This window comes from Bacillus manliponensis (genome assembly GCF_000712595.1).
Lineage (GTDB): Bacteria > Bacillota > Bacilli > Bacillales > Bacillaceae_G > Bacillus_A > Bacillus_A manliponensis.
The window spans coordinates 1-19,466 of sequence record NZ_JOTN01000030.1; the positions used below are offsets into that span (position 1 = coordinate 1).

23 protein-coding genes and 4 pseudogenes are annotated in these 19,466 nt (G+C 35.3%); 7 read left to right on the top strand and 20 right to left on the bottom strand.

Going from position 1 to position 19,466, the window contains the following annotated elements:
• The first annotated feature begins 506 nt into the window (after positions 1-506).
• Complete coding sequence (locus tag BAMA_RS21225; RefSeq protein WP_034643377.1) at positions 507-836, top strand: hypothetical protein; 330 nt, start codon at positions 507-509, stop codon at positions 834-836.
• Between the two features lie 56 nt (positions 837-892).
• Here the strand turns inward: BAMA_RS21225 and BAMA_RS21230 are convergent, their stop codons facing one another.
• The 10 genes and pseudogenes from BAMA_RS21230 to rraA form a co-directional block, all read right to left on the bottom strand.
• Entirely contained in the window at positions 893-1,267 is a 375-nt protein-coding gene (locus BAMA_RS21230; protein ID WP_034643378.1) for a hypothetical protein, read from the bottom strand.
• Positions 1,268-1,343: 76 nt separating this feature from the next.
• Positions 1,344-1,850: pseudogene (locus BAMA_RS21235) on the bottom strand (dUTP diphosphatase).
• 344 nt (positions 1,851-2,194) lie between these two features.
• Complete coding sequence (locus BAMA_RS25700) at positions 2,195-2,428, bottom strand: DUF3983 domain-containing protein (protein ID WP_034643382.1); 234 nt, start codon at positions 2,426-2,428, stop codon at positions 2,195-2,197.
• Positions 2,429-2,452: 24 nt separating this feature from the next.
• Entirely contained in the window at positions 2,453-2,704 is a 252-nt protein-coding gene (locus BAMA_RS21250; RefSeq protein WP_034643384.1) for a hypothetical protein, read from the bottom strand.
• A 32-nt stretch (positions 2,705-2,736) separates the two neighbouring features.
• Positions 2,737-2,930: pseudogene (locus BAMA_RS24275) on the bottom strand (DUF3954 domain-containing protein); the annotation flags it as partial.
• 94 nt (positions 2,931-3,024) lie between these two features.
• Positions 3,025-3,375 carry a hypothetical protein gene (locus BAMA_RS21255; RefSeq protein WP_034643389.1) on the bottom strand — a complete coding sequence of 117 codons (351 nt, stop codon included), beginning with the start codon at positions 3,373-3,375 and terminating at the stop codon, positions 3,025-3,027.
• Entirely contained in the window at positions 3,372-3,662 is a 291-nt protein-coding gene (locus BAMA_RS21260) for an AbrB/MazE/SpoVT family DNA-binding domain-containing protein (RefSeq protein ID WP_034643391.1), read from the bottom strand. The genes BAMA_RS21255 and BAMA_RS21260 overlap by 4 nt, the downstream gene beginning before the upstream one ends.
• A gap of 5 nt (positions 3,663-3,667) precedes the next feature.
• A pseudogene (locus BAMA_RS24280) lies at positions 3,668-4,084 on the bottom strand (DnaD domain-containing protein); the annotation flags it as partial.
• 145 nt (positions 4,085-4,229) lie between these two features.
• Positions 4,230-4,592 (bottom strand): YunG family protein, encoded by a 363-nt coding sequence (locus tag BAMA_RS21270; RefSeq protein WP_034643393.1) that lies wholly within the window; start codon positions 4,590-4,592, stop codon positions 4,230-4,232.
• Positions 4,579-5,058 carry a ribonuclease E activity regulator RraA gene (gene rraA, locus BAMA_RS21275; protein ID WP_034643394.1) on the bottom strand — a complete coding sequence of 160 codons (480 nt, stop codon included), beginning with the start codon at positions 5,056-5,058 and terminating at the stop codon, positions 4,579-4,581. The genes BAMA_RS21270 and rraA overlap by 14 nt, the downstream gene beginning before the upstream one ends.
• A 124-nt stretch (positions 5,059-5,182) precedes the next feature.
• On the opposite strand from rraA, the gene ybaK reads away from it, so the two are divergent.
• Together ybaK and BAMA_RS21285 are read left to right on the top strand one after the other, a co-directional pair.
• Complete coding sequence (gene ybaK, locus BAMA_RS21280) at positions 5,183-5,656, top strand: Cys-tRNA(Pro) deacylase (protein WP_034643395.1); 474 nt, start codon at positions 5,183-5,185, stop codon at positions 5,654-5,656.
• Between the two features lie 270 nt (positions 5,657-5,926).
• Positions 5,927-7,216: pseudogene (locus tag BAMA_RS21285) on the top strand (histidine--tRNA ligase); the annotation flags it as partial.
• A 196-nt stretch (positions 7,217-7,412) separates the two neighbouring features.
• On the opposite strand, the gene BAMA_RS21290 reads toward BAMA_RS21285, so the two are convergent.
• The 8 genes from BAMA_RS21290 to BAMA_RS21325 all read right to left on the bottom strand — a co-directional run bounded on the left by BAMA_RS21290 (position 7,413) and on the right by BAMA_RS21325 (position 13,594).
• A complete protein-coding gene (locus BAMA_RS21290; RefSeq protein WP_034643397.1) occupies positions 7,413-8,489 on the bottom strand; it encodes a saccharopine dehydrogenase family protein in 1,077 nt (358 codons plus the stop codon).
• A gap of 18 nt (positions 8,490-8,507) precedes the next feature.
• Positions 8,508-8,999 carry an NUDIX hydrolase gene (locus BAMA_RS21295; RefSeq protein ID WP_034643399.1) on the bottom strand — a complete coding sequence of 164 codons (492 nt, stop codon included), beginning with the start codon at positions 8,997-8,999 and terminating at the stop codon, positions 8,508-8,510.
• A 41-nt stretch (positions 9,000-9,040) separates the two neighbouring features.
• The gene (locus tag BAMA_RS21300) at positions 9,041-9,523 is read right to left on the bottom strand and encodes a GNAT family N-acetyltransferase (RefSeq protein ID WP_034643401.1); all 483 of its coding nucleotides are present in this window, start codon (positions 9,521-9,523) and stop codon (positions 9,041-9,043) included.
• A 37-nt stretch (positions 9,524-9,560) separates the two neighbouring features.
• Positions 9,561-10,328 carry an SDR family oxidoreductase gene (locus BAMA_RS21305; RefSeq protein WP_034643403.1) on the bottom strand — a complete coding sequence of 256 codons (768 nt, stop codon included), beginning with the start codon at positions 10,326-10,328 and terminating at the stop codon, positions 9,561-9,563.
• A gap of 56 nt (positions 10,329-10,384) precedes the next feature.
• Positions 10,385-12,040 carry a putative ABC transporter permease subunit gene (locus tag BAMA_RS21310; RefSeq protein WP_034643404.1) on the bottom strand — a complete coding sequence of 552 codons (1,656 nt, stop codon included), beginning with the start codon at positions 12,038-12,040 and terminating at the stop codon, positions 10,385-10,387.
• Positions 12,033-12,758, bottom strand: coding sequence for an ABC transporter ATP-binding protein (locus tag BAMA_RS21315; RefSeq protein WP_034643406.1), 726 nt, complete (start codon positions 12,756-12,758; stop codon positions 12,033-12,035). The genes BAMA_RS21310 and BAMA_RS21315 overlap by 8 nt, the downstream gene beginning before the upstream one ends.
• Positions 12,759-12,902: 144 nt before the next feature.
• Positions 12,903-13,373, bottom strand: coding sequence for a GNAT family N-acetyltransferase (locus BAMA_RS21320; RefSeq protein ID WP_034643408.1), 471 nt, complete (start codon positions 13,371-13,373; stop codon positions 12,903-12,905).
• A 26-nt stretch (positions 13,374-13,399) separates the two neighbouring features.
• Positions 13,400-13,594 carry a hypothetical protein gene (locus BAMA_RS21325; protein WP_034643410.1) on the bottom strand — a complete coding sequence of 65 codons (195 nt, stop codon included), beginning with the start codon at positions 13,592-13,594 and terminating at the stop codon, positions 13,400-13,402.
• Between the two features lie 196 nt (positions 13,595-13,790).
• On the opposite strand from BAMA_RS21325, the gene BAMA_RS21330 reads away from it, so the two are divergent.
• From BAMA_RS21330 to BAMA_RS21345, 4 genes are all read left to right on the top strand, one after another.
• Complete coding sequence (locus tag BAMA_RS21330; RefSeq protein ID WP_034643413.1) at positions 13,791-14,630, top strand: DUF2785 domain-containing protein; 840 nt, start codon at positions 13,791-13,793, stop codon at positions 14,628-14,630.
• Positions 14,631-14,650: 20 nt separating this feature from the next.
• Positions 14,651-15,427: a GNAT family N-acetyltransferase gene (locus tag BAMA_RS21335; RefSeq protein WP_034643416.1), complete on the top strand. Its 777-nt coding sequence runs from the start codon at positions 14,651-14,653 to the stop codon at positions 15,425-15,427.
• 4 nt (positions 15,428-15,431) lie between these two features.
• Complete coding sequence (locus BAMA_RS21340) at positions 15,432-15,905, top strand: NUDIX hydrolase (protein ID WP_034643418.1); 474 nt, start codon at positions 15,432-15,434, stop codon at positions 15,903-15,905.
• Between the two features lie 150 nt (positions 15,906-16,055).
• The gene (locus BAMA_RS21345) at positions 16,056-16,580 is read left to right on the top strand and encodes a GNAT family N-acetyltransferase (RefSeq protein ID WP_034643421.1); all 525 of its coding nucleotides are present in this window, start codon (positions 16,056-16,058) and stop codon (positions 16,578-16,580) included.
• Positions 16,581-16,597: 17 nt separating this feature from the next.
• On the opposite strand, the gene BAMA_RS21350 is transcribed toward BAMA_RS21345, so the two are convergent.
• Complete coding sequence (locus BAMA_RS21350) at positions 16,598-18,202, bottom strand: SLC13 family permease (protein WP_034643448.1); 1,605 nt, start codon at positions 18,200-18,202, stop codon at positions 16,598-16,600.
• A gap of 113 nt (positions 18,203-18,315) precedes the next feature.
• A complete protein-coding gene (locus BAMA_RS21355; protein ID WP_034643423.1) occupies positions 18,316-19,311 on the bottom strand; it encodes a tryptophan--tRNA ligase in 996 nt (331 codons plus the stop codon).
• Positions 19,312-19,466: the final 155 nt, after the last annotated feature.

Consider the following 19,466-nt stretch of genomic DNA (forward strand, 5'->3'; position numbering starts at 1 on the left):
TAGTGTCTTTGTTTAGTCAAATTTCTCTTTTTTGCAAAATGGGTTTTCTATACTCATCAGTCGTCTAACATTTACAAAACCTTAACAATTAATATATATCTAACCTTCCGAATGTATGTTACCCTAATTAAGTCAGTCAAATTATTTTTTCTTGAAGATTCCCCTTTAAGGCGCCCTAACTCCCCGATATAGTTAGGGCTTTTTCATTTTCAAATAGCGTTTTGATTAAAATTCACCTCCATCCATTTGGACAAATTTACCAGTATTTCTACCAAAAAATTCATGATATTGTTAATTAATCGAGTACGTCATTACTTGACAATTACCCTTAGAAGCCCCGTAGATAAACGGGGTTTCTTTTATTCAAATAAGGATTTTGCTGTAATTTCAAGACCTTCACTTTTCTTCAATCATGTAACTGCACCTTTTATCAAAAATAATTTGACCATCTCATCAACAAATATAGTAAAATTAAATCTTGCTATTTTTATTTATAGGAGATTCTAATGAAGGAAAAGAACATCATCATTTTTTTAGTAATAGTATCCGCTATTATATATTTCACACAATTTTACAGGTACAACTCCTCTTTTACGGTAATCACTGTAACTGAAAAACAAGAGATAGACGGTAATTATTATATAAAAATAGGATTTGTGCAGTCAGATCCGACTTATACTGGAATAGTAGAAGTACCTGATAAAAATTTGTGGAACTTAATACAAATTGACGAACAATATTCTGTTACTATTAATTCAACTGACTTTAAACCAACTACATTTAATAAAGAAAATAGAGCACTGTTGACTGAAATAAGGTACTCAGGATCCAACTAATTTTGAAGCATCATATATGATATGGTGCTTCTTTTTTGTATTAAATAACGCTTTGGTTAAGATTTTTTGACTCTATCTAACTCACAAAGTGGACATTCATATCCACCTTGCTCATCATCAGTTTGATGAACTGCATTAAACTCAAAACCACAATCTGGACACTCAAACATCTCCACTTTACCCCTTACTTTTACATGAGCTCTCGAATAACGTTTTTCTCTTATCCTGTTTATAAGAAGATAGGCTTGTCTGTCCTGCAAATACGTTTCAACACTTTGAACTTCTTCATGAGTAGGCATGTATTCTTTAAAACACTTAATTGCTACAGTCTTAATTTTTTCATCTGTACAATTTTTATCTACCAGCAAAGGTATTACAAATCCAATCCCCTTACCGTAGCCGATTTTAACTTCCACCAATTCATTTTTCACATATATCCCCTTACTTTGTTATAAAATTCAAATTTGAATACTATTTAAATCCTGTACTACCAAACCCACATGTTCCTCATTCTGTTTCACTAAGCTCGTCCACTTCTTCAAAGTGCGCTTCCTCTACTGGTGCAATGACACCTTGCGCTATACGATCTCCTTTTCGGATATAGTAAGAACCCTCCGGCCATTGTTCACAGAATTTAACGTTATTTCCCTCAATATCTTGTAATGTACCAGTGTATAGTTACAAAATGTCAGCTCCTTCTGCTGCTGGTGTAAGTAACATTGGCGGCTTCAAGTTTTTTACGATTACACCAACTCCACCACGAAAACTACTATCTATAGTTCCTAATGACACATGAAGCATTGTCCTTTTTGAAATACCACTTCTTGGTCTTACAGTCATTTCACGACCTGGTGAAATCTCAAATGCTAAACCTATAGGAATGACTTTTGTTCCTCCTGGAATAATTACAGCATCCTCCATTGCCCCAAGGTCAAAACCTGCGTCACCTTTCTTTGTATAATGTGGTTTCACTGAATCTTCTCTTATTTTTTTAACCTTCACTCTTAAATTCATGACTCCCCCTCACTTTTCAATGTTATTGATTTAATAACCGAATATATTGTCACTTCAACTTCATAAAGAATAATTTCAAAAATTAAGATATTTATAGTGATCCCCTCTTTACATGATGTAAAATAAAAATATGATTGGAGGTGTGAACTTTGCCAAATAGTTCTAGTTTAAGATTTTCAAAATGTATCAATTGCGATAACGAAAGTTTTTCACCAGAAGCACACTTTTGTAAAAACTGTGGAATGTCTCTATACAATCACTGCCAAGAAGAGGACTCCACTTGCGAAAATGTAAATCCACCTGACGCGTTTTACTGTGAAAAGTGCGGTGGAGAAACTTTTCTATTACAAGTCTCTGCTGAACTCGCTCAAACTAATACACAGGAATATGCTGAAGCCTACATAAGAGGGAATTAATTTTCCTCTTATGTAGGCTTCTACTTCATGGCCTTTGGAATTGTCTACAATACTTGCTTTTACAAATAAATTTCTCCAAGCTTTCGCAACCCTATAATTATCCAATTCTTTTGCTCGATGTTTAATCGCTTTACGTACCTTCTTTTTCTTTAGTTTCGACATTCCCCAACACCCTCCCCATGATTATTAACAAATCCCTAATCCAATCGGTCGTTGTTCAATCTTGTACTGGTCTGCTTGAACTATAATGAGAAGTGCAACTTCTGTTTGATGCCTTCTTAATGCTTTAGCCATCTCTGGTAAACTCATCCTTGCATTCCACATTTCCCGAAACCGAATTACATCACATTCATCCCAAATGAAATTTGCTTCTTCTAAAGCAACGTATATGTTCAAACGAGATTCTTTCATAAATTCATGCTGTTTCCATACCTCCATGCTTCTCTCTCCTCACCCAAAAGATTAATTATTTTATTTTTTTCAGTATTCTTTGTATCCACTCGGTCTACTTTACCGTTAACCCAAACAGCAACTTGTTCACCAAATCCACTTTCTGGTGCTTCACTGATATAACCCGACCATCTTTTACAACATAAATTTGATTCTGTGTAACATCTACTTCAACTGTCAATTGTGTAGATTTTGTAAAAATTTTCTTTTCCATGATGATTCACCCTCTACTAGAGTTATAATGTAAGAGATTCGTCTCTCACGAACATCCTATAAACGGCTAGGAGTAATCCTAGCTTGTTTTTATTTCAAGCTAAATATTCAATAACGTTAGCTGGCTGAAATTCTCCTAGGTACACACGCATAGATATTGGTTCTTTGTTATCTCGTGCTTCCTTACATAATTCCTCAGCTGCTTCCCATGTAAATTGTTTATCTACCGCTCTATGAAAACGCCATATAGCAATCGTATGTTCCTCGAACATATCGTATTTATCATCTTGTTTCGTGGTAGATGGTAGCTCATCTGTATACTTAGCTGCTCGCGGAACCAATACACGTACATCAGCATATGCAACCTTTCCTCTCCCTTGCTTGACTCTGGCTTTATTAACGTCAAACTGTAAAGGTTCTACATCAAAAATGTTTAGCTGCTTCATCTCCCAAGCCAGCCCTTCTCATTCCCTTTTTCAAGAATGAGATCCATTAATTCTTTTGCTCCTTTTCTACTAAGAGCAATCCGTACATCTAGTAACTCCACATTGTCTTCGGACAGCTCACCTGTAACGAGACAAGCTTTCTCATGTTTTTTGAGTACAATATTTTCATTAGCAACATGAAACTCCATCGCTGTGCCTTCAACAAGACCTAATGTTCTTCGTATTTCGATTGGAATAACTACACACCCTAGCTTGTCCACTGCTCTTACGATTCCCGTATTTTTCATTGTGATTAGTCCCTTCTCCTATATTGTTTCAACTCTTCTTCTAGACGTTTCCGCTCTTCTTCCATGTCAATAGGAGTTGTGTGTTGTTCAGTTGTTTGCTGTTTTTCTTCCCTTTGTTGTTTGATGTAATCTGGAACAAGTTCTTTTCGTTTAACATAATCCGCCCCAGTCCTTTTCTTATTTTACTTACTAATCTCAAACTGACTGTCTAATGCCGCAACATCATTTATTGTTTTAACTCGTTTCTTTTCCCAACTGACAAGAATACTACGTATGTATCTCCATTTAGGTGCATTCTCATCAATTGCCCTATTAACAGCTTCAATAATTAATTCACTACCAAACGTATTACAGAATTCTCCTAGTTCAGTAATCGCAATTTCACTTAATGGGATACCAACGCTACAAATAAACTCTACAGAAAAAAACACCCTTTACACACATGTAAAGGGCATTCTAAGAGGCAAACGAATATGTAGTCGCGATCCTACTGTATAAACGTATGTCCTTATCTACAAACTTATTCTCTTATCCGTACTCAAAAGTTCAACAACATTTTCTCCATTATTACAACGTTTCACTCTCCTGAAAGCATGAAAATACTGCTGTTTTCAAAGCGTTGTATTGCGATGCATTCGTATCGGTAAATGCCTCTTCTCTATTCGACGGAACATGTTCATAAATGATTGGACTTTGAAATTGTGACCTTGTAAAATCATAATATTTTCCATGTACTTGGTTATAATAATGCCACATCCCATCCACTTTTGTTTTCACAATATACCCGCCTAATAGATCTTGAACAACAAGCGCTGTAACGCCACATTGCCCAGCCGCTTTATTTTCTAACGTATATTTTGTACTCGATTGTTTTGACCAAGAGTGAAATAAGGCTTCCTGTATTGTTGCAATTCCCTCACTCTTCACCATGAATGACCTTCTCAGAAACGATGACACCATCTTCATCCGCATATACATAGTGTCCTGGAACCCATGAAACACCACCAAATGAAAGAGAAGCATCCGCTTCACCTCTACCCACTTTCACACTACGATTCGGCATCGTTCCCATTGCAAAAATGCCAAGATGAATATTGCCAAGCTCTACACTATCACGAACAAATCCGTATACAATCACACCCGCTAACTTCCGTTCTTCTCCTATTTTTGCAAGATTATCTCCAAGCAATGCACAATTTGTAGAACCTTCTCCATCAACTACTAACACACTTCCTTCTGGTACAGTTTCTAAAGCGCGTCTTACTAATACATTATCATCCTTCACTTTCACCGTCACAATTTCCCCATGGAAGGCAGCCTGTTTTCCATATGACCGGAAGAGTGGCTGGCATACTTGTACTTCATATTCATCACAAAGGTCTGTTGTTCTCCACATATCTTCTCATCCCCTTTTTTCCTACATATATGTTACATATTCTTGTCTGTTCTCTTTTTCCCTGTCTTATTTTGTGAAATTTTGTATACTAAAAGAAAATAGCATATAAAAGGAAGTGTCCAGCATGAAAGGAAAAACAAACGCTTGTCGCCTGCTAGATAAACATAAAGTACCGTATAGCATTCATGAATATGAGTGGGATGAAAATAACTTAGACGCAAAACATGTCGCTGCGCAAATCGATTTACAAGCAAAACAAGTATTTAAAACGCTCGTACTTCGCGGTGATAAAACAGGCATAGTAATGGCTTGTGTTCCTGCTGATAAAGAATTAAATATAAAAGCGCTAGCATCTGCTAGCAACAATAAAAAAGTAGAAATGGTACCGCTAAAAGAAATACAAGGATTAACAGGATACATACGCGGTGGCGTTTCGCCACTAGGCGTAAAAAAGAACTATCCCCTTTACGTCGATGAATCAGCAGCTTCGCTAGATACAATGAGCGTTAGCGCTGGAAAAAGAGGTTTACAAATTTTTATAAATGGTGCTGATTTTATCAATGTTAGTAAGGCAACTGCTAGCCCAATATCATCATAATTCAGTATTTTTTAATAATTAGTTGATAATTCTGGTAACTACTGATATGATAAAAAGAAAATTTCAAGGGGAGAGTCTTATGTATAATCGAAATCGTTCTTTCCAACTTCATCATCATACGTAACGCCTTGTATCCGGAGAAAATTTTCTTCGTGGGTACAGGGCTATTCCTGTTACCCACGAAGCTATTAAGCGCTATGTGGGTATTTTTATACCTATATAGCGCTTTTTTATTTTAAAAAGGAGTGTGTAAATACAATGAAGATCTAAAATGTAAAAGGAACGAAAGACTATTTACAAAGTGAACAAATGCTGCGCAACAAAATTAAACGAACTTGCGAAGATACTTTTGAAACATATGGCTGTAAACCGTTAGAAACACCCATTTTAAATATGTGTGACTTAATGACATACAAATATGGCGGTGGTGATGAAATTATAAAAGAAATTTACACATTACAAGATCAAGGAAATCGGGAACTTGCGCTGCGTTACGATCTAACAATTCCATTCGCCAAAGTCGTTGCACTCACTCCAAATATTCGCCTTCCGTTTAAGCGTTATGAAATCGGAAAAGTATTTCGTGATGGACCTGTAAAACAAGGGCGATTCCGTGAGTTTATTCAATGCGATGTTGATATTGTCGGAGTAGAATCTGTTATAGCCGAAGCAGAACTTATGGTGATGGCATTAGACATTTTCAAAAAGTTAGGCTTAGACGTTACTATTCAATATAACAACCGAAAATTGTTAACAGGTATATTACAAGCAATGCAAGTTCCCGAACCAGAAACAGCAAGTGCTATTTTATCGTTAGACAAACTTGAAAAAATCGGAATTGATGGCGTTCGAAAAGATTTACAAACGCGTGGTTTAAACGATAATACAGTTGCATTATTATGTGAAACAGTAGAGGCTTGCTTGTCCATGCCACTTTCACAGTTGGCAGAAACATTTAAAAATCTACTTGTAATTGAAGGAATCGCTGAACTACAAGAGTTACAGCAATACTTAACTGTAATGGGCGTTGAAAGCCAAACAGCCTTCACCCCTTTCCTAGCACGTGGATTAACGATGTATACAGGAACTGTATATGAAATCTTTTTAACAGATGGAAGTATTACATCTAGCATTGGCGGTGGTGGTCGTTATGACAACATTATCGGTGCATTCCGTAATGACGATATGTCGTATCCTACAGTTGGGATTTCTTTCGGATTAGATGTTATATATACCGCTCTTATGCAAAAACAAGCAAAACCTTCAGCCACTAATTTATTTATCATCCCAATCGAAACAAAGGCTGAATGTATGAAACTTGCACACACTTTACGCAATAGCGGAGATATAAAAGTTGAATTAGAGCTTTCGAATCGAAAATTAAAACGCTCCCTTAACTACGCTAGCAAAGAAAATATTCCGTATGTTCTTATCGTTGGTGAAGATGAGATCAAAACAAATACCGCTGTTTTACGAAATATGAACGAAGGTACGGAAGAAAAAATCCAACTAGCTTCCATAGAAGACGGGACAATTATCCAATATATTCAAAAATCATGACAAAGGAAAATAAAAAGTACACTATTTCTTATGGTAAATGGTGTGCTTTTTTAATTTCCTATGTGATACACAGGACTCCACTGAAACAAAAGGAATATATTTGTTATATAGAAACGAGGTGTATATGTGAAAAGAATATATTTAACCTTTGGACTCCTTCTCATTTTCATAACAGGCTGCGACGCAAATTATGTGTTTAAGATTCATATACCGTAAACTCCCTTACACTTATATTTTCGCAATCTATTACAGATAGTATTTCATCTAAATTCGTCATTTCAAAGGGAGAAATAACACCACTAACTTTTTTACGAATAGCTATCTCTCCTAGCGCTGCTGTAATCAGTGCGGTTGTATAATAGTCGGAGAAAGTAGACAAAGATAACGTTTTTGTACATTCTTTCCCATCCATTATTCCTTTTACTTCAACAGCAAGGAAAGCATCTTCTAGTTGATTCGGATTATGCTTTACGACTTTTGAGAGGAAGTTACTGTTACGAAGCTTTAACAGCATATGAATGAGACCGAATCGTTTTAATAAAGATACTTGTTTATTAAACAAATTGTGATTCCAAGCAGTCCAATAGTTGATTGTTACATCTCCTAATTTTTCTATTAGTATTTCTTTTTCAGCGTGATCAATTAACCTTACTTCCCTTTCTTGATCAAAGAGCATCTTTCTTTTTTTCGTAAAACCAGGTAACTCAACTTTTTTTCCATCTATCTTATAACTTACACGTTGACTAATAATCTTTAACATATCTAAAATACCAGAAATCCCAACGTTTGCATTTGTATTTTGCAATAATCCGACATGTATTTCGCTTACTTTTTCAAAGTTATCCGTAGCTTTTTTCACCATCAGACCTGATAATCCTGGAAAAAAGCCAGACATAACAATAGAGGTAACCTCATTTTGTTTCGCATCCTCACCTAACAACTGAACTTGCTTTACAAAGTGAGAAAATGGTGTCACGTCAATACAAGTAATATTTTCCTCTATACACTTTTGTTGAATGTGTGGATACTGCTGCTTCAGTACAACAATGACAACATCAATATGTTGAAGTGCTTGCGTTATACTCTCTTCATTATGTACGTCTAAATAACGATACGTAACACCACTATTAAAAGAAGCCACAAACGCTTCGCCTCTTTCCTTCTTATAGTCCGTTACAATAAGATGTATATCTTCATTACATATTCGCATTACTTCCGCACAAATCATTTTACCAAGAACACCAGTAGCTCCAACGACCATTACTTTTTTCATGTTTTATAATTGCACTCCTTATATGTGAGCTATCGATTTTTCATTCAAGTTGTGAGTATAATAATTTAAGATGGTGTGCGTATCATATGTAACACAATGTTCTAAATGTAGTTCCCCGTCTAAAATTTTAGGTAAATAGTGTTTCAAATGACTAATCACTCCAATATTGTCTTTATCTAATATCCATTGTACAGGTTTCCAATCTAAAATTCCTTCGGCTGTATGTACTGGTGTTTGCAGAGAAACTTCTTTTGGTAATTCAGCAATGAAAAGGTATATCCCCGTACAACCTGCACTACTCTGTAAAATGAGATTCCCTGCATGAGTAACTTCTTTCAGTTCTATACCTGTCTCTTCAAGTATTTCTCGTATAACACTTTCAAAAGGTGTCTCATCTTTTTCTATTTTTCCTCCTACCCCGTTCCACACACCCATTGCGGGTTTCTTTTTTCTATTTAATAACAAAATTTCATCTTCCTTCTTAATGAAACAAATCGTGTATTTAAACATCATTTCCCCCTTCGTTTACATTTTTTGTTTACATAATAAAATTATAGTTTTTTAAACATTTTCATAAATATCACCGGATGATGGGCAAAGTGATGATGAAATACCCCTTCTTCTTGAAATCCTTGCGCCTTATAATAAGCGATTACTTTCTTATTTCCTTCTAACACATTCAAACATAATCGTTTTGGCTGTAACGTTTCAATACCAGTATGAATAAGCTTCGTTCCAATCCCTTTTTGCTGATAATCTGGATGAATGTAAATAGATTCTAGTAATACTTTCCCCTCTTTATTTTTTTGAGAGAAAAAAGCATAACCAACAATCTCTCCTTTTTCTTCTGCAACAAATAAACTGGAGCTTGTAAAACGTTTCTCCATCGTTTGTTCATCGTACGCTTCCCGTAACGTTTTCTCTTGCACTTCAATTGGCATAATGTGTGAAAATGCATCTTTCCATGTCACTTTTGCAATTTGTTTTACACGCTCTGTATCATTCTTTGTCATCTCTCGAATTACAATATTCATGTAAGCCCCCTTATTTAATTTACATAATATTTTTATGTTAACCTCGGTAAAATCCTCCTTCACTATGAATTACTTGACCAGTTACCCATGCGGCCTCTTCACTTGCTAAAAACGAAACAAGACGTGCTACATCAGCTGGTTCTCCAACTCTTCCCGCCGGAAACTTACCTGCTAAATATTGTTTTACTTCCCCATTCATCCATCCCGTATCGGTTGGACCTGGATTGACTGCATTTACAGTAATCCCTTTTTTCATCGCAGCAGGTGCAACCGACGTTGTAAATGCCTCAATCGCTCCTTTCGTTGCGATGTAGGCTAGTTCCTCTGGCATCGGGCCAAGCGACTGTCCGGATGTTAAGTTAATAACACGGCCACCTTTCCCTTTCGTAAAATGTTTCATAAACATCGTACTTAATAACATCGGCGCTCTCACATTGACTGTATAATGTGAGTCTAGCTCCTTCAAATCCAATGTTTCATAGTTTGTATGTGTAGAATACGCAGCATTATTTATTAAAATAGTAGGCTCTCCTAATTGCTTTGCAACCATGTGTAACAAACGATTTGGAGCATATGACTGCGCTAAATTGATTTCAGCCATCAGGCAGTTCACACCAAAACTCTCAACTTGTTCTTTTAATAAAAGTGGTTCATCTTCTTTCATTCCCCACGGCATGCTTTTATCATAACGTGGCCAATATGTAAAAAAGATATGAATCCCTTTTTGCGCTAATTCTTTGCAAATAGCTGCACCAATTCCATTTAAGCGCGTTGCCCCTGTGACAATTGCAATTTTTCCGTCCATAATCATCCCCCTTATATACAACACAACCTCCGCTATCAGGCAGAGGTTGTGTTCTTTTATTTAATATTTGCTAAAATACGTTCAGCACCTAACTGTAGGCTACGTGATAAAATTAAATTTGCAATTGCAAATACAACGAAGATGATAATAAACATCGTCCACATGCCAACATTTAATAAGAAGTAAAGAGCACATATGCCACCAACTGTCAGTAATATTAGCAAAATATTCGCTAAAAAGTTCCAAAGTGTTGTATAGCGACTCTTAAATAATTTTTGCTCGGAGTCCCAGTGAATGTCAGCTGTTTGTGCATCCCATCTTGTTCCGATTAAATTTAGTAGCCATGAACCATTTGCACAAAGTATGAACCAAAGCATGACGAATAATGGTGGCACCTTTGCAACGAACATAAGAATAACACCAAATAAAGCAAAGATTGTTACATTAACTGCCCAGCCAATAAATACTTTCGCAAAGAAAATACTCTCTGCTTTCATTGGTAAATAGCGATGGACAAACCAACTGCTACCTTCCCGAGAAAATGAAGTTGTTGCAATCGCATTTGACCCCATCAAAAACATCCCACCGCAAAATGCAAGACCTAACGCAATACTTATCATCTTAGGATCATTTACAATATCGCTTATCCATGTTAAATCACCTGACTGAACAAAAATAAGGAAAAACAACATGATTGGCATAATAAATGTTTGTACAATACAGTTTAAGAAAAACTGCGGTGTACGGAAAATTACGCGAAATTCTTTTTTTACATAAGCTTTCCAGTGCGAATGTTGCACTGTCGTCTTCGTAAACTCTTCTTTCGAAATGACTTCTTTTTTTGCTGTACTATTTGAAAGTCCGATTACACCTTTTAAATATGTACGTTCAGATACATAGAAAAATAGTGCATAAAAAGCAAATGAAATCGCTGCAAAAATAAGTAAATACATAAGCCCTTTCCATGAGCTACTTTCTAGTAATGACATCGCTCCAAAATAGATCGTTGGAAAATAATTTGTCATTTGTACAAATAATGATGAACTATCACTCGCAAAATATTGTGTAATCGCTTCTTCTGTTGCACCTGCTTTATTTCTCCATTGAATAAACACGTTAATTCCAACAATAAATAGTAATGTAAACAAACCGATAAACATATTACTGCGGTCTTTATTTTTTGCGATATTTGTATAGCGCATAATGAACGTAACGAGCAATGAAGCTACAACAAGTGGAATAATTGGAAATAGCAAGTAAATTAATACCATATACAGATAATATACAAGGCCAGCTCCACTATCTAAACCGTACACAATCAAAATTGGTAATATAACAAATGATGCCGTCACATACTGTGCAAGTAACACGGTAATAAACTTACCTGTAATGATTTGTGATGGTTTCAGTGGCAAAGGCAATAACATTTCTACATCTTGATTGTAATAAAAGACTGTTAAAATAGTCGTAATACTAATCATAAATACCCATACACTACCTACAGCCAACCCCATTGCAAGCAATAACCGCTCATGACCAAACTTTTCAAGCCCTATGTACATACTATGCGCAATTGGTCCAATCAATAGAAAACCAGCTAATAACAGCCCTAAAAACGAGAATGCATATAATACTCGTTTCTTTTTATCTACTAACATATCTGCGTAATTCATTTTTAATAATACTTTTGTTAGCGCTACAATTTTATTCATTATTTGTCATCTCCAAGAACATTTTTTCAAGAGATTCATTTTCTTTAAAGTGCTCTCGTATTTCTGACAAATGACCTTGGAACTGTAAATTCCCTTTATTAATAATCGCAACGCGGTCACATAGCTTTTCAGCAACTTCTAGTACGTGCGTTGAGAAGAATACTGTCTTTCCTTTGTCTGCATGTTCTCGCATCATTTGCTTTAACGTAAACGCTGATTTCGGATCAAGCCCTGTCAGTGGTTCGTCTAAAATCCATACATCTGGTTCATGAAGAAGAACACCAATGATAATAATTTTTTGTCTCATCCCGTGTGAATAACTTTGGATTTGATCAGATAGTGCATTATACAGATCAAAGCGCTCAGCTAATGTTTGAATTCGTTCTTGTCTCACTTCATTTGGCACTTCATACATATCTGCCATAAAGTTTAAATACTCAATACCCTTTAAGCGTAAAAACATATCTGGACTATCCGGAACATATCCAAATAACTTTTTTGCTGCAAGGGGATCTTTCGTAATATCTTTTCCATTTATAGAAATTGTGCCACTTTCGATGGAATGAACACCCGTTACCATTTTAATTGTTGTTGACTTCCCCGCACCGTTTGGTCCTAAAAAACCAAATATCTCTCCGCTTGGTATTGTTAAATTAAGATCCTTTACTGCAAAACTTGTACCGTTATAACTTTTTGATACATTAACAATTTCAATCATGTTATCCATTCCTTCCCTATGTTTCACTTTATCTATATTTTTATTATACCATAATATGGTTTATCATTTTTGTGATTTTCTAATTTTCAGACAAAAAGTCAAAGTGTTCTATACACTTTGACTTTTTGTCTACATATGAAACTACTATTTAACATGCGAGAACAAATGAAATTCTTTATCAAAGCCTATTCCTTCCCAAAAATGTGCAGCAAGCTGATTTTCTAAATCTACATGAACATAGATCGTACAAATATCTTTTTGCTGAAAAAATCTCATAATTTGGGAAACAAATTCATTTGCAACTTGTTTTCTTCGCCATCCTTTTGCTATATATACCTCATCTATTTGTCCGTATTGTTCATTACTCACTAAATCTTGCTTTGTGGATGCTATACTATAGCCAACTATTTCATGCTCTTTACTTATTGCTAAAAGTACAACGCCATGTGGAGATGATACATAACGTATTATTTGTTCTCCAATCGCTTTTCGATCCGCTTCTTCTAATTCACATTCCGCTGTCTCTATACAGTTTTCGTTCCATAAATGCAAGATTTCCTTTATGTAGTGAGCAATATTTTGTTCATTTGTAAGCTCTTGAATATGCATTACCATTTCTCACGTTCACCTCCTACGTCATTTTATCCGTAAAAATGTATATAAGAAGCTACACCAGCTGTTAATACAATTGCTAACAGTAAATAAATAAGAGACAACCTCGTGATATTCCCTTTCGCAGCATTATCATAGTTTTCTTGCCCTTTTCTCCCTATCATAATTGTCCCAATAACCGTTATTGCTACAAGCACCAATACTACGAAAATCCACTTTAACATATTTCTCCCTCCTTCAAGGAAAAGTTTACACTATTTATATGATAGAAAACTCTTGTATTTTTGTAATTATTTTGACATTTTATATATTATATCCTCTTCTTCAATATAAATGTCACTTGCATGAGCAGGAATTACTAGGAATATTATAGAATATTAAAGTTTTGATTGTAATTCAGACATGTAAGGAGGTTCACCTTTGGACATCTTCATGTTACAACAACAGTTAGAGCTAATTCAAAAAAATGGTTATACTCAGATGCAACAAATCAATCTTAATGAATTAAGTTTACATATGCTCAAGCATATCGGTTCAACAGATAGTTATTTACGAGAGCAACTTATATATGAGGGCTTTTCACATTTAATTTTAAACCATCATCTATCTACCGCTCAGCTTGAGAAACTATTAACAAACAGCTTAGAAGATACCTATTTACTGAATGACATCTCTAATCCTAATACAGATAGCGTATTTACACGTTCTTACTCAGCACTGCTCATCGCTCTTATTTTACATGCTGACCGAACAAAAACATTTTTAAAAAAAGAAACGATTGAACAGATTACGAGAAAGTTAATTGATTACATGAATCGTGAAGTCGATTTTAGAGGGTATGTTCCACAAAAAGGTTGGGCACATAACATCGCTCATGCAAGTGATGCCTTTAATGAACTCATTCACAATCCAAAAACAACTAGCGAATGTTATGAGGAAATCACACATTGCCTTACAAATAAAATTTTTGTTTACACAACCGTGTATTACAACAATGAAGACGAGCGTATTGTGACACCGTTACTTTCTATGCTTACTTATGAATTTCCACAAAAACAACTCTGTAATATTATTAACGGGAAAATACAACTACTCACAAACTATAAAAAACGCTTACCTATTTATGAATATTGTAATTTATGTGCGAACGTAAAAACATTTTTACGCACATTATTTTTCCGAACGAAAATGGATCCTCAATACCGTACCGTCGCATTACAAACAGAGAAAATGCTACGAGACCTACTTTCATTCTACTAATAGAAAAGGAGTCATTTACAATGAAAATAGCAAAAATACAAGAAGCCATTGAAGCACAGCATTGGGACTATCCCCCTTCTCTTATTCCAAAAAACGTTGCATTCATTCATACAAGTGATGTCATTATGATAAAAAATAAAGCTGTGGCAAATATACAAGCAAATAAAGTGATTCATTTTACAAACTTCCAAAAGCTAAATACTGTTTTTGATTTCTTTGAAGACCTCCCCTTTTCTTGGTGGGTGCCATCTAATCAACAACAGCTAATTGATACTTTAAACAGCTATCATTTTTCTCCTTTAGAAAAATATGTTGGCTTTGCACTACATATAAACGATTTTCAAACCCCATATACAAAGTCGTCATTTTCAATAGTAGATGTAAAAGATGATGACCATATTAGAAAACTTGTTGATGTGAGCGCTGCGATTTGGGGCTATGCAGAATCTCAAAAAGAGAATCTTTTTCAACAGCGAAAAGATTACATAAACGCTTGTGGAGAACAAGGTGGTTATACAATTTGCATGGATGGTGAGAAAGCTGTAGCATATTCTAATTATCGTTATAGTCAAGACGGGAAAACAATGTACTTAACTGGTGCTGGTGTACTCCCTTCTTATCGAAAACGTGGAATTTATAAAGAGCTTGTTTATAAAAGATTACAAGCTGCTAAAGAAAAAGGAATCCTATTTGCAACAGCACTAGCAAGAACTGGTCACTCCGCACCTGTTTTAGCACGCCTAGGATTCCAGGAGCACACAACATATTTACAATTCACAAGAAACGAAAAGGAGTAATAACATGGGATACATTGAAGACATGCGGCAACTAGTAGGAAACCGACCTCTTATATTAGTTGGCGCACACGTTATCATTATAAACGAAAAAAACGAACTGTTATTACAACTTAGGTCAGAAAAAAATATTTGGTGTATTCCAGGTGGTGCATTGGAATGCGGGGAATCACTAGAAGAAACAGCAAAACGAGAAATTTATGAAGAAACTGGCCTTATTACGGAAGACCTCCAATTCTTTCATATGTTCTCTGGAACAGACTTTTTTAGCATCTATCCAAACGGCGATCAAGTTTATGGCGTGATGGCAGTCTATGTGTGCCACCACTTTCACGGTTCCTTACAAGTGGACAAACAGGAATCAAAAGACTTACGATTTTATTCATTTGATACTTTACCAGAAACTTTAGCACCGCAGCACAAATTGATTTTACCCCTCATTAACGGGCTGACAATCAATAAGGGATGCCCCGCTGATTGAAGTCTCACTTTATTAAAGAAAACATCGTGCACTTGTAACACATCATCTTTAATACTGGTATAATGAAACTATAGAAATATAGAAGGGACTGAATAATGCGCAGATATCAATATTGTATCCAAATATAAAAAAATAATGGAGGTCACAGTATTGATTACCGAACTATACACAAAAAGATTATACTTAAGAAAAATGAAAGACTCTGATTCAACTAGTCTATTTCCAATTTGGTCTGATCCTGATGTTATAAAATTTATGAATGTTAATACTTTTACAGATGAAACACATGTAAAATATATGATTCAATATTTAAATAAACTGGCTTTAAAAAATAAAGCTCTTCGCTTTACGATAATTGAGCGCTACTCCAATATAATCATTGGCTCTTGTGGATATAATTCGTTTGATTTTGAGAATGGCACAACAGAAATCGGCTATGATATCGCAAAAGCATTTTGGGGTAAAGGGTACGCACCAGAAGCCATTTCATGCTTGCTACATCACGCTTTTACCTCTTTAAAATTAAAACGAGTAGAAGCTAAGGTAGATCCTCAAAATATCAATTCTATAAAAGTATTACAAAAGTTAAACTTTTCATTTGCAGGCGTTATAAATGAACAAGGAGAAACGTCTTCTCCTCTTAACTTGTATATAAAAGAAAAAGGAAACGATTAAATCGTTTCCTTTTTTACCTATTTAAACTCACTCGGGAAAACTGTTAAGGTAATATCCATAATTTCTGGAAGAATGAAGTACACGCCACCAACAATTAATATGATTGCTAATATATTCGCCCAAAATCCAGCTCTTACCATTTCCGCAATTGTTATTCTTCCAGTTGCGAAAATAATGGCATTTGGCGGTGTTCCAACCGGTAACATAAATGCACAGTTTGCAGCCATTGCTGCTGGTACCATTAATGCAAATGGATGTACATTAATTGCCACTGCTAATGATGCTAATATTGGTAATACCATTGTCGCCGTTGCTGTATTTGATGTAATTTCCGTAAAGAATAGCACAAATGTTGTAATTGCAATAATAACAATTAAAAAGTGCATTCCTTGCAGTACATTTAACTGCTCACCAATCCAATCTGCTAAACCAGTCTCTTTAAATCCAGCTGCAAGTGCTAAGCCACCACCAAATAGTAATAATACGCCCCATGGAAGTTCACGTGATACTTCCCAATCTAGCAATTTACCATTTTTATTTTTTGCTGGAATTAAGAAGAATAGCGTACCAGCAACAATTGCAATCATCGTGTCACTAATACCAGGAATAATATCTACCCATATAAATGTTCTGGAAATCCACATAAAGGCCGCAAATAAGAAAATACTTAATACTGCCTTTTCCTCAAACGACATTTTTCCTAGAGATTTCATTTCTTCTCTAATTACTGCTTTTCCACCCGGTAACTCTTTAAACTTAATTGGAAATGCTACATTTGTAAGGTAATACCAAACAAAGATTACTAAAATTAAAGCAAGTGGTGATGCAAAGAAAAACCATTCGGCAAATGAAATTTCAACGCCATATAGCTTTTGAACCGTTGCTGCTAAAATAATGTTTGGTGGTGTTCCAATTAATGTACCAAATCCACCAATTGTACCCGCAAAACCGATACCAAAAATCATTGCTTTCTCAAAACTATTTAATGTTTCTTGTCCAATTTTTGCGTCCTTTGCATTTTTAGCAACTTGATAAATGATAGATGTACCGATTGGAATCATCATCATAACTGCTGCTGTATTGGATACCCACATTGATAGAAATCCTGTTGCAGCCATAAAACCAAGAACAATTCGCTTTGGACTCGTTCCAATTGCAAGGATAATTAATACTGCAATTCGTTTATGTAAATTCCATTTCTCCATTGCAAGTGCGATTAAAAATCCACCTAAGAAAAGAAAAATGATTGGATCGCCATAAGAAGCCGCTACTTGATCTCCTGGAAGCGTTTCTGTTAGCGGCATTAACACAAGCGGTAATAACGATGTTACCGGAATTGGAATTGCCTCTGTCACCCACCAAACCGCAATCCATAATGTAATTGCTAATACAGCTCGGCCACTATCACTTAGTCCTTCTGGCGAGAAGAAGAGCATTGTAAGCGCAAATAATAATGGTCCAAGTATAAGCCCTATTAATTGAGATGTTTTATAACTTGGTTCTTTCTTCTTCTTGTTTGATGTATCCTCTAATTCTTCTATATGCTGTTTTTCTTTTTTTGCTGTAGAAGACATTGAAAATGTTAATAATTGTTTCAATTTATAATGAGCATCCCAGCTCATATTCCAAGCTTGTTTTACAACTGATTTTTCCAAACTAACCTTCCCCCTGTCTAATCTAGGTTGCCTCTCCCTCAATTACATCTCTTTTGTATGTTATCTTAATAAAACAAATCTTAAATCACGTCGTAACCAATCCGTTTTTTAATCTCAGCTAAGCTACATGTCGCAATTTCTCGCGCACGGCTTGCACCTTTTTGCAATGCCTCATATAATAAATGAGGATTTTGCATATACAAATCATACTTATTACGAGGCTCTTCTAATTCACGGTTCATCACATAGAACAATTCTTTCTTCACTTCGCCCCAGCCAATTCCCGTTTCATATTTCTCTCGCATAATAGCGATTTCTTCTTCTGTTGCAAATTCTTTATACAACATAAATAACGTTTCGGGTTCCTTTCGGTCTGTTGGTAATGAGGAGTCTGTTTTTATTTTATTAATCAGCTTTTTTAACTTCTCAGGTTTCTCAAATAAAGCAATTTCATTACCATAACTTTTACTCATCTTACGACCATCTAAACCAGGAACAACTGCCCCTTCTTCTTGAATAATAAATTCAGGTAATACAAATGTTTCCCCGAATTTATTATTAAAATAAGTTGCAATATCTCTAGCAATTTCAATATGTTGCACTTGGTCTTTTCCAACTGGCACATAATTTGATTGAAACAATAAAATGTCTGCCGCCATTAAAATTGGATATGTATACAATCCCATATTAACGCCAGTATCAACATCAACTCCTGCTTCTACATTTGCATCTACTTTCGCCTTATAAGCATGCGCACGATTCATCAACCCTTTTGGTGTAAGACAAGCTAAAATATAAGCTAACTCCATAATTTCAGGAACTTCCGTTTGCCGATAAAAAATAACATCTTCATCTAAACCTAATGCCAGCCAAGTTGCTGCTACCTCTTTTGTATAACCACGAAACTTATCTGGATCTTGCACTGCATTTAATGCGTGATAATCTGCAATAAAGTATAATGCTTGGCCTTCTCTTCTCTTTGAAAGTTCAATTGCCGGTTTTATTGCACCAATGTAATTTCCAACATGCGGATGACCAGTTGGCTTAATTCCTGTTAACATGACTCCCTTACCCATTCCTCTTCCTCCTTTCTCTCATTACACAATACAAATTGCCCTCTTCCCCAAAAGAAAACAAAATGTATAGCATATGCATAATAAAGCTAAAGTTTTAGAGCCCCTTCCATATCCCTTTCACTTTTATGTACTATCTGTTAAGTATTGGTGAATTA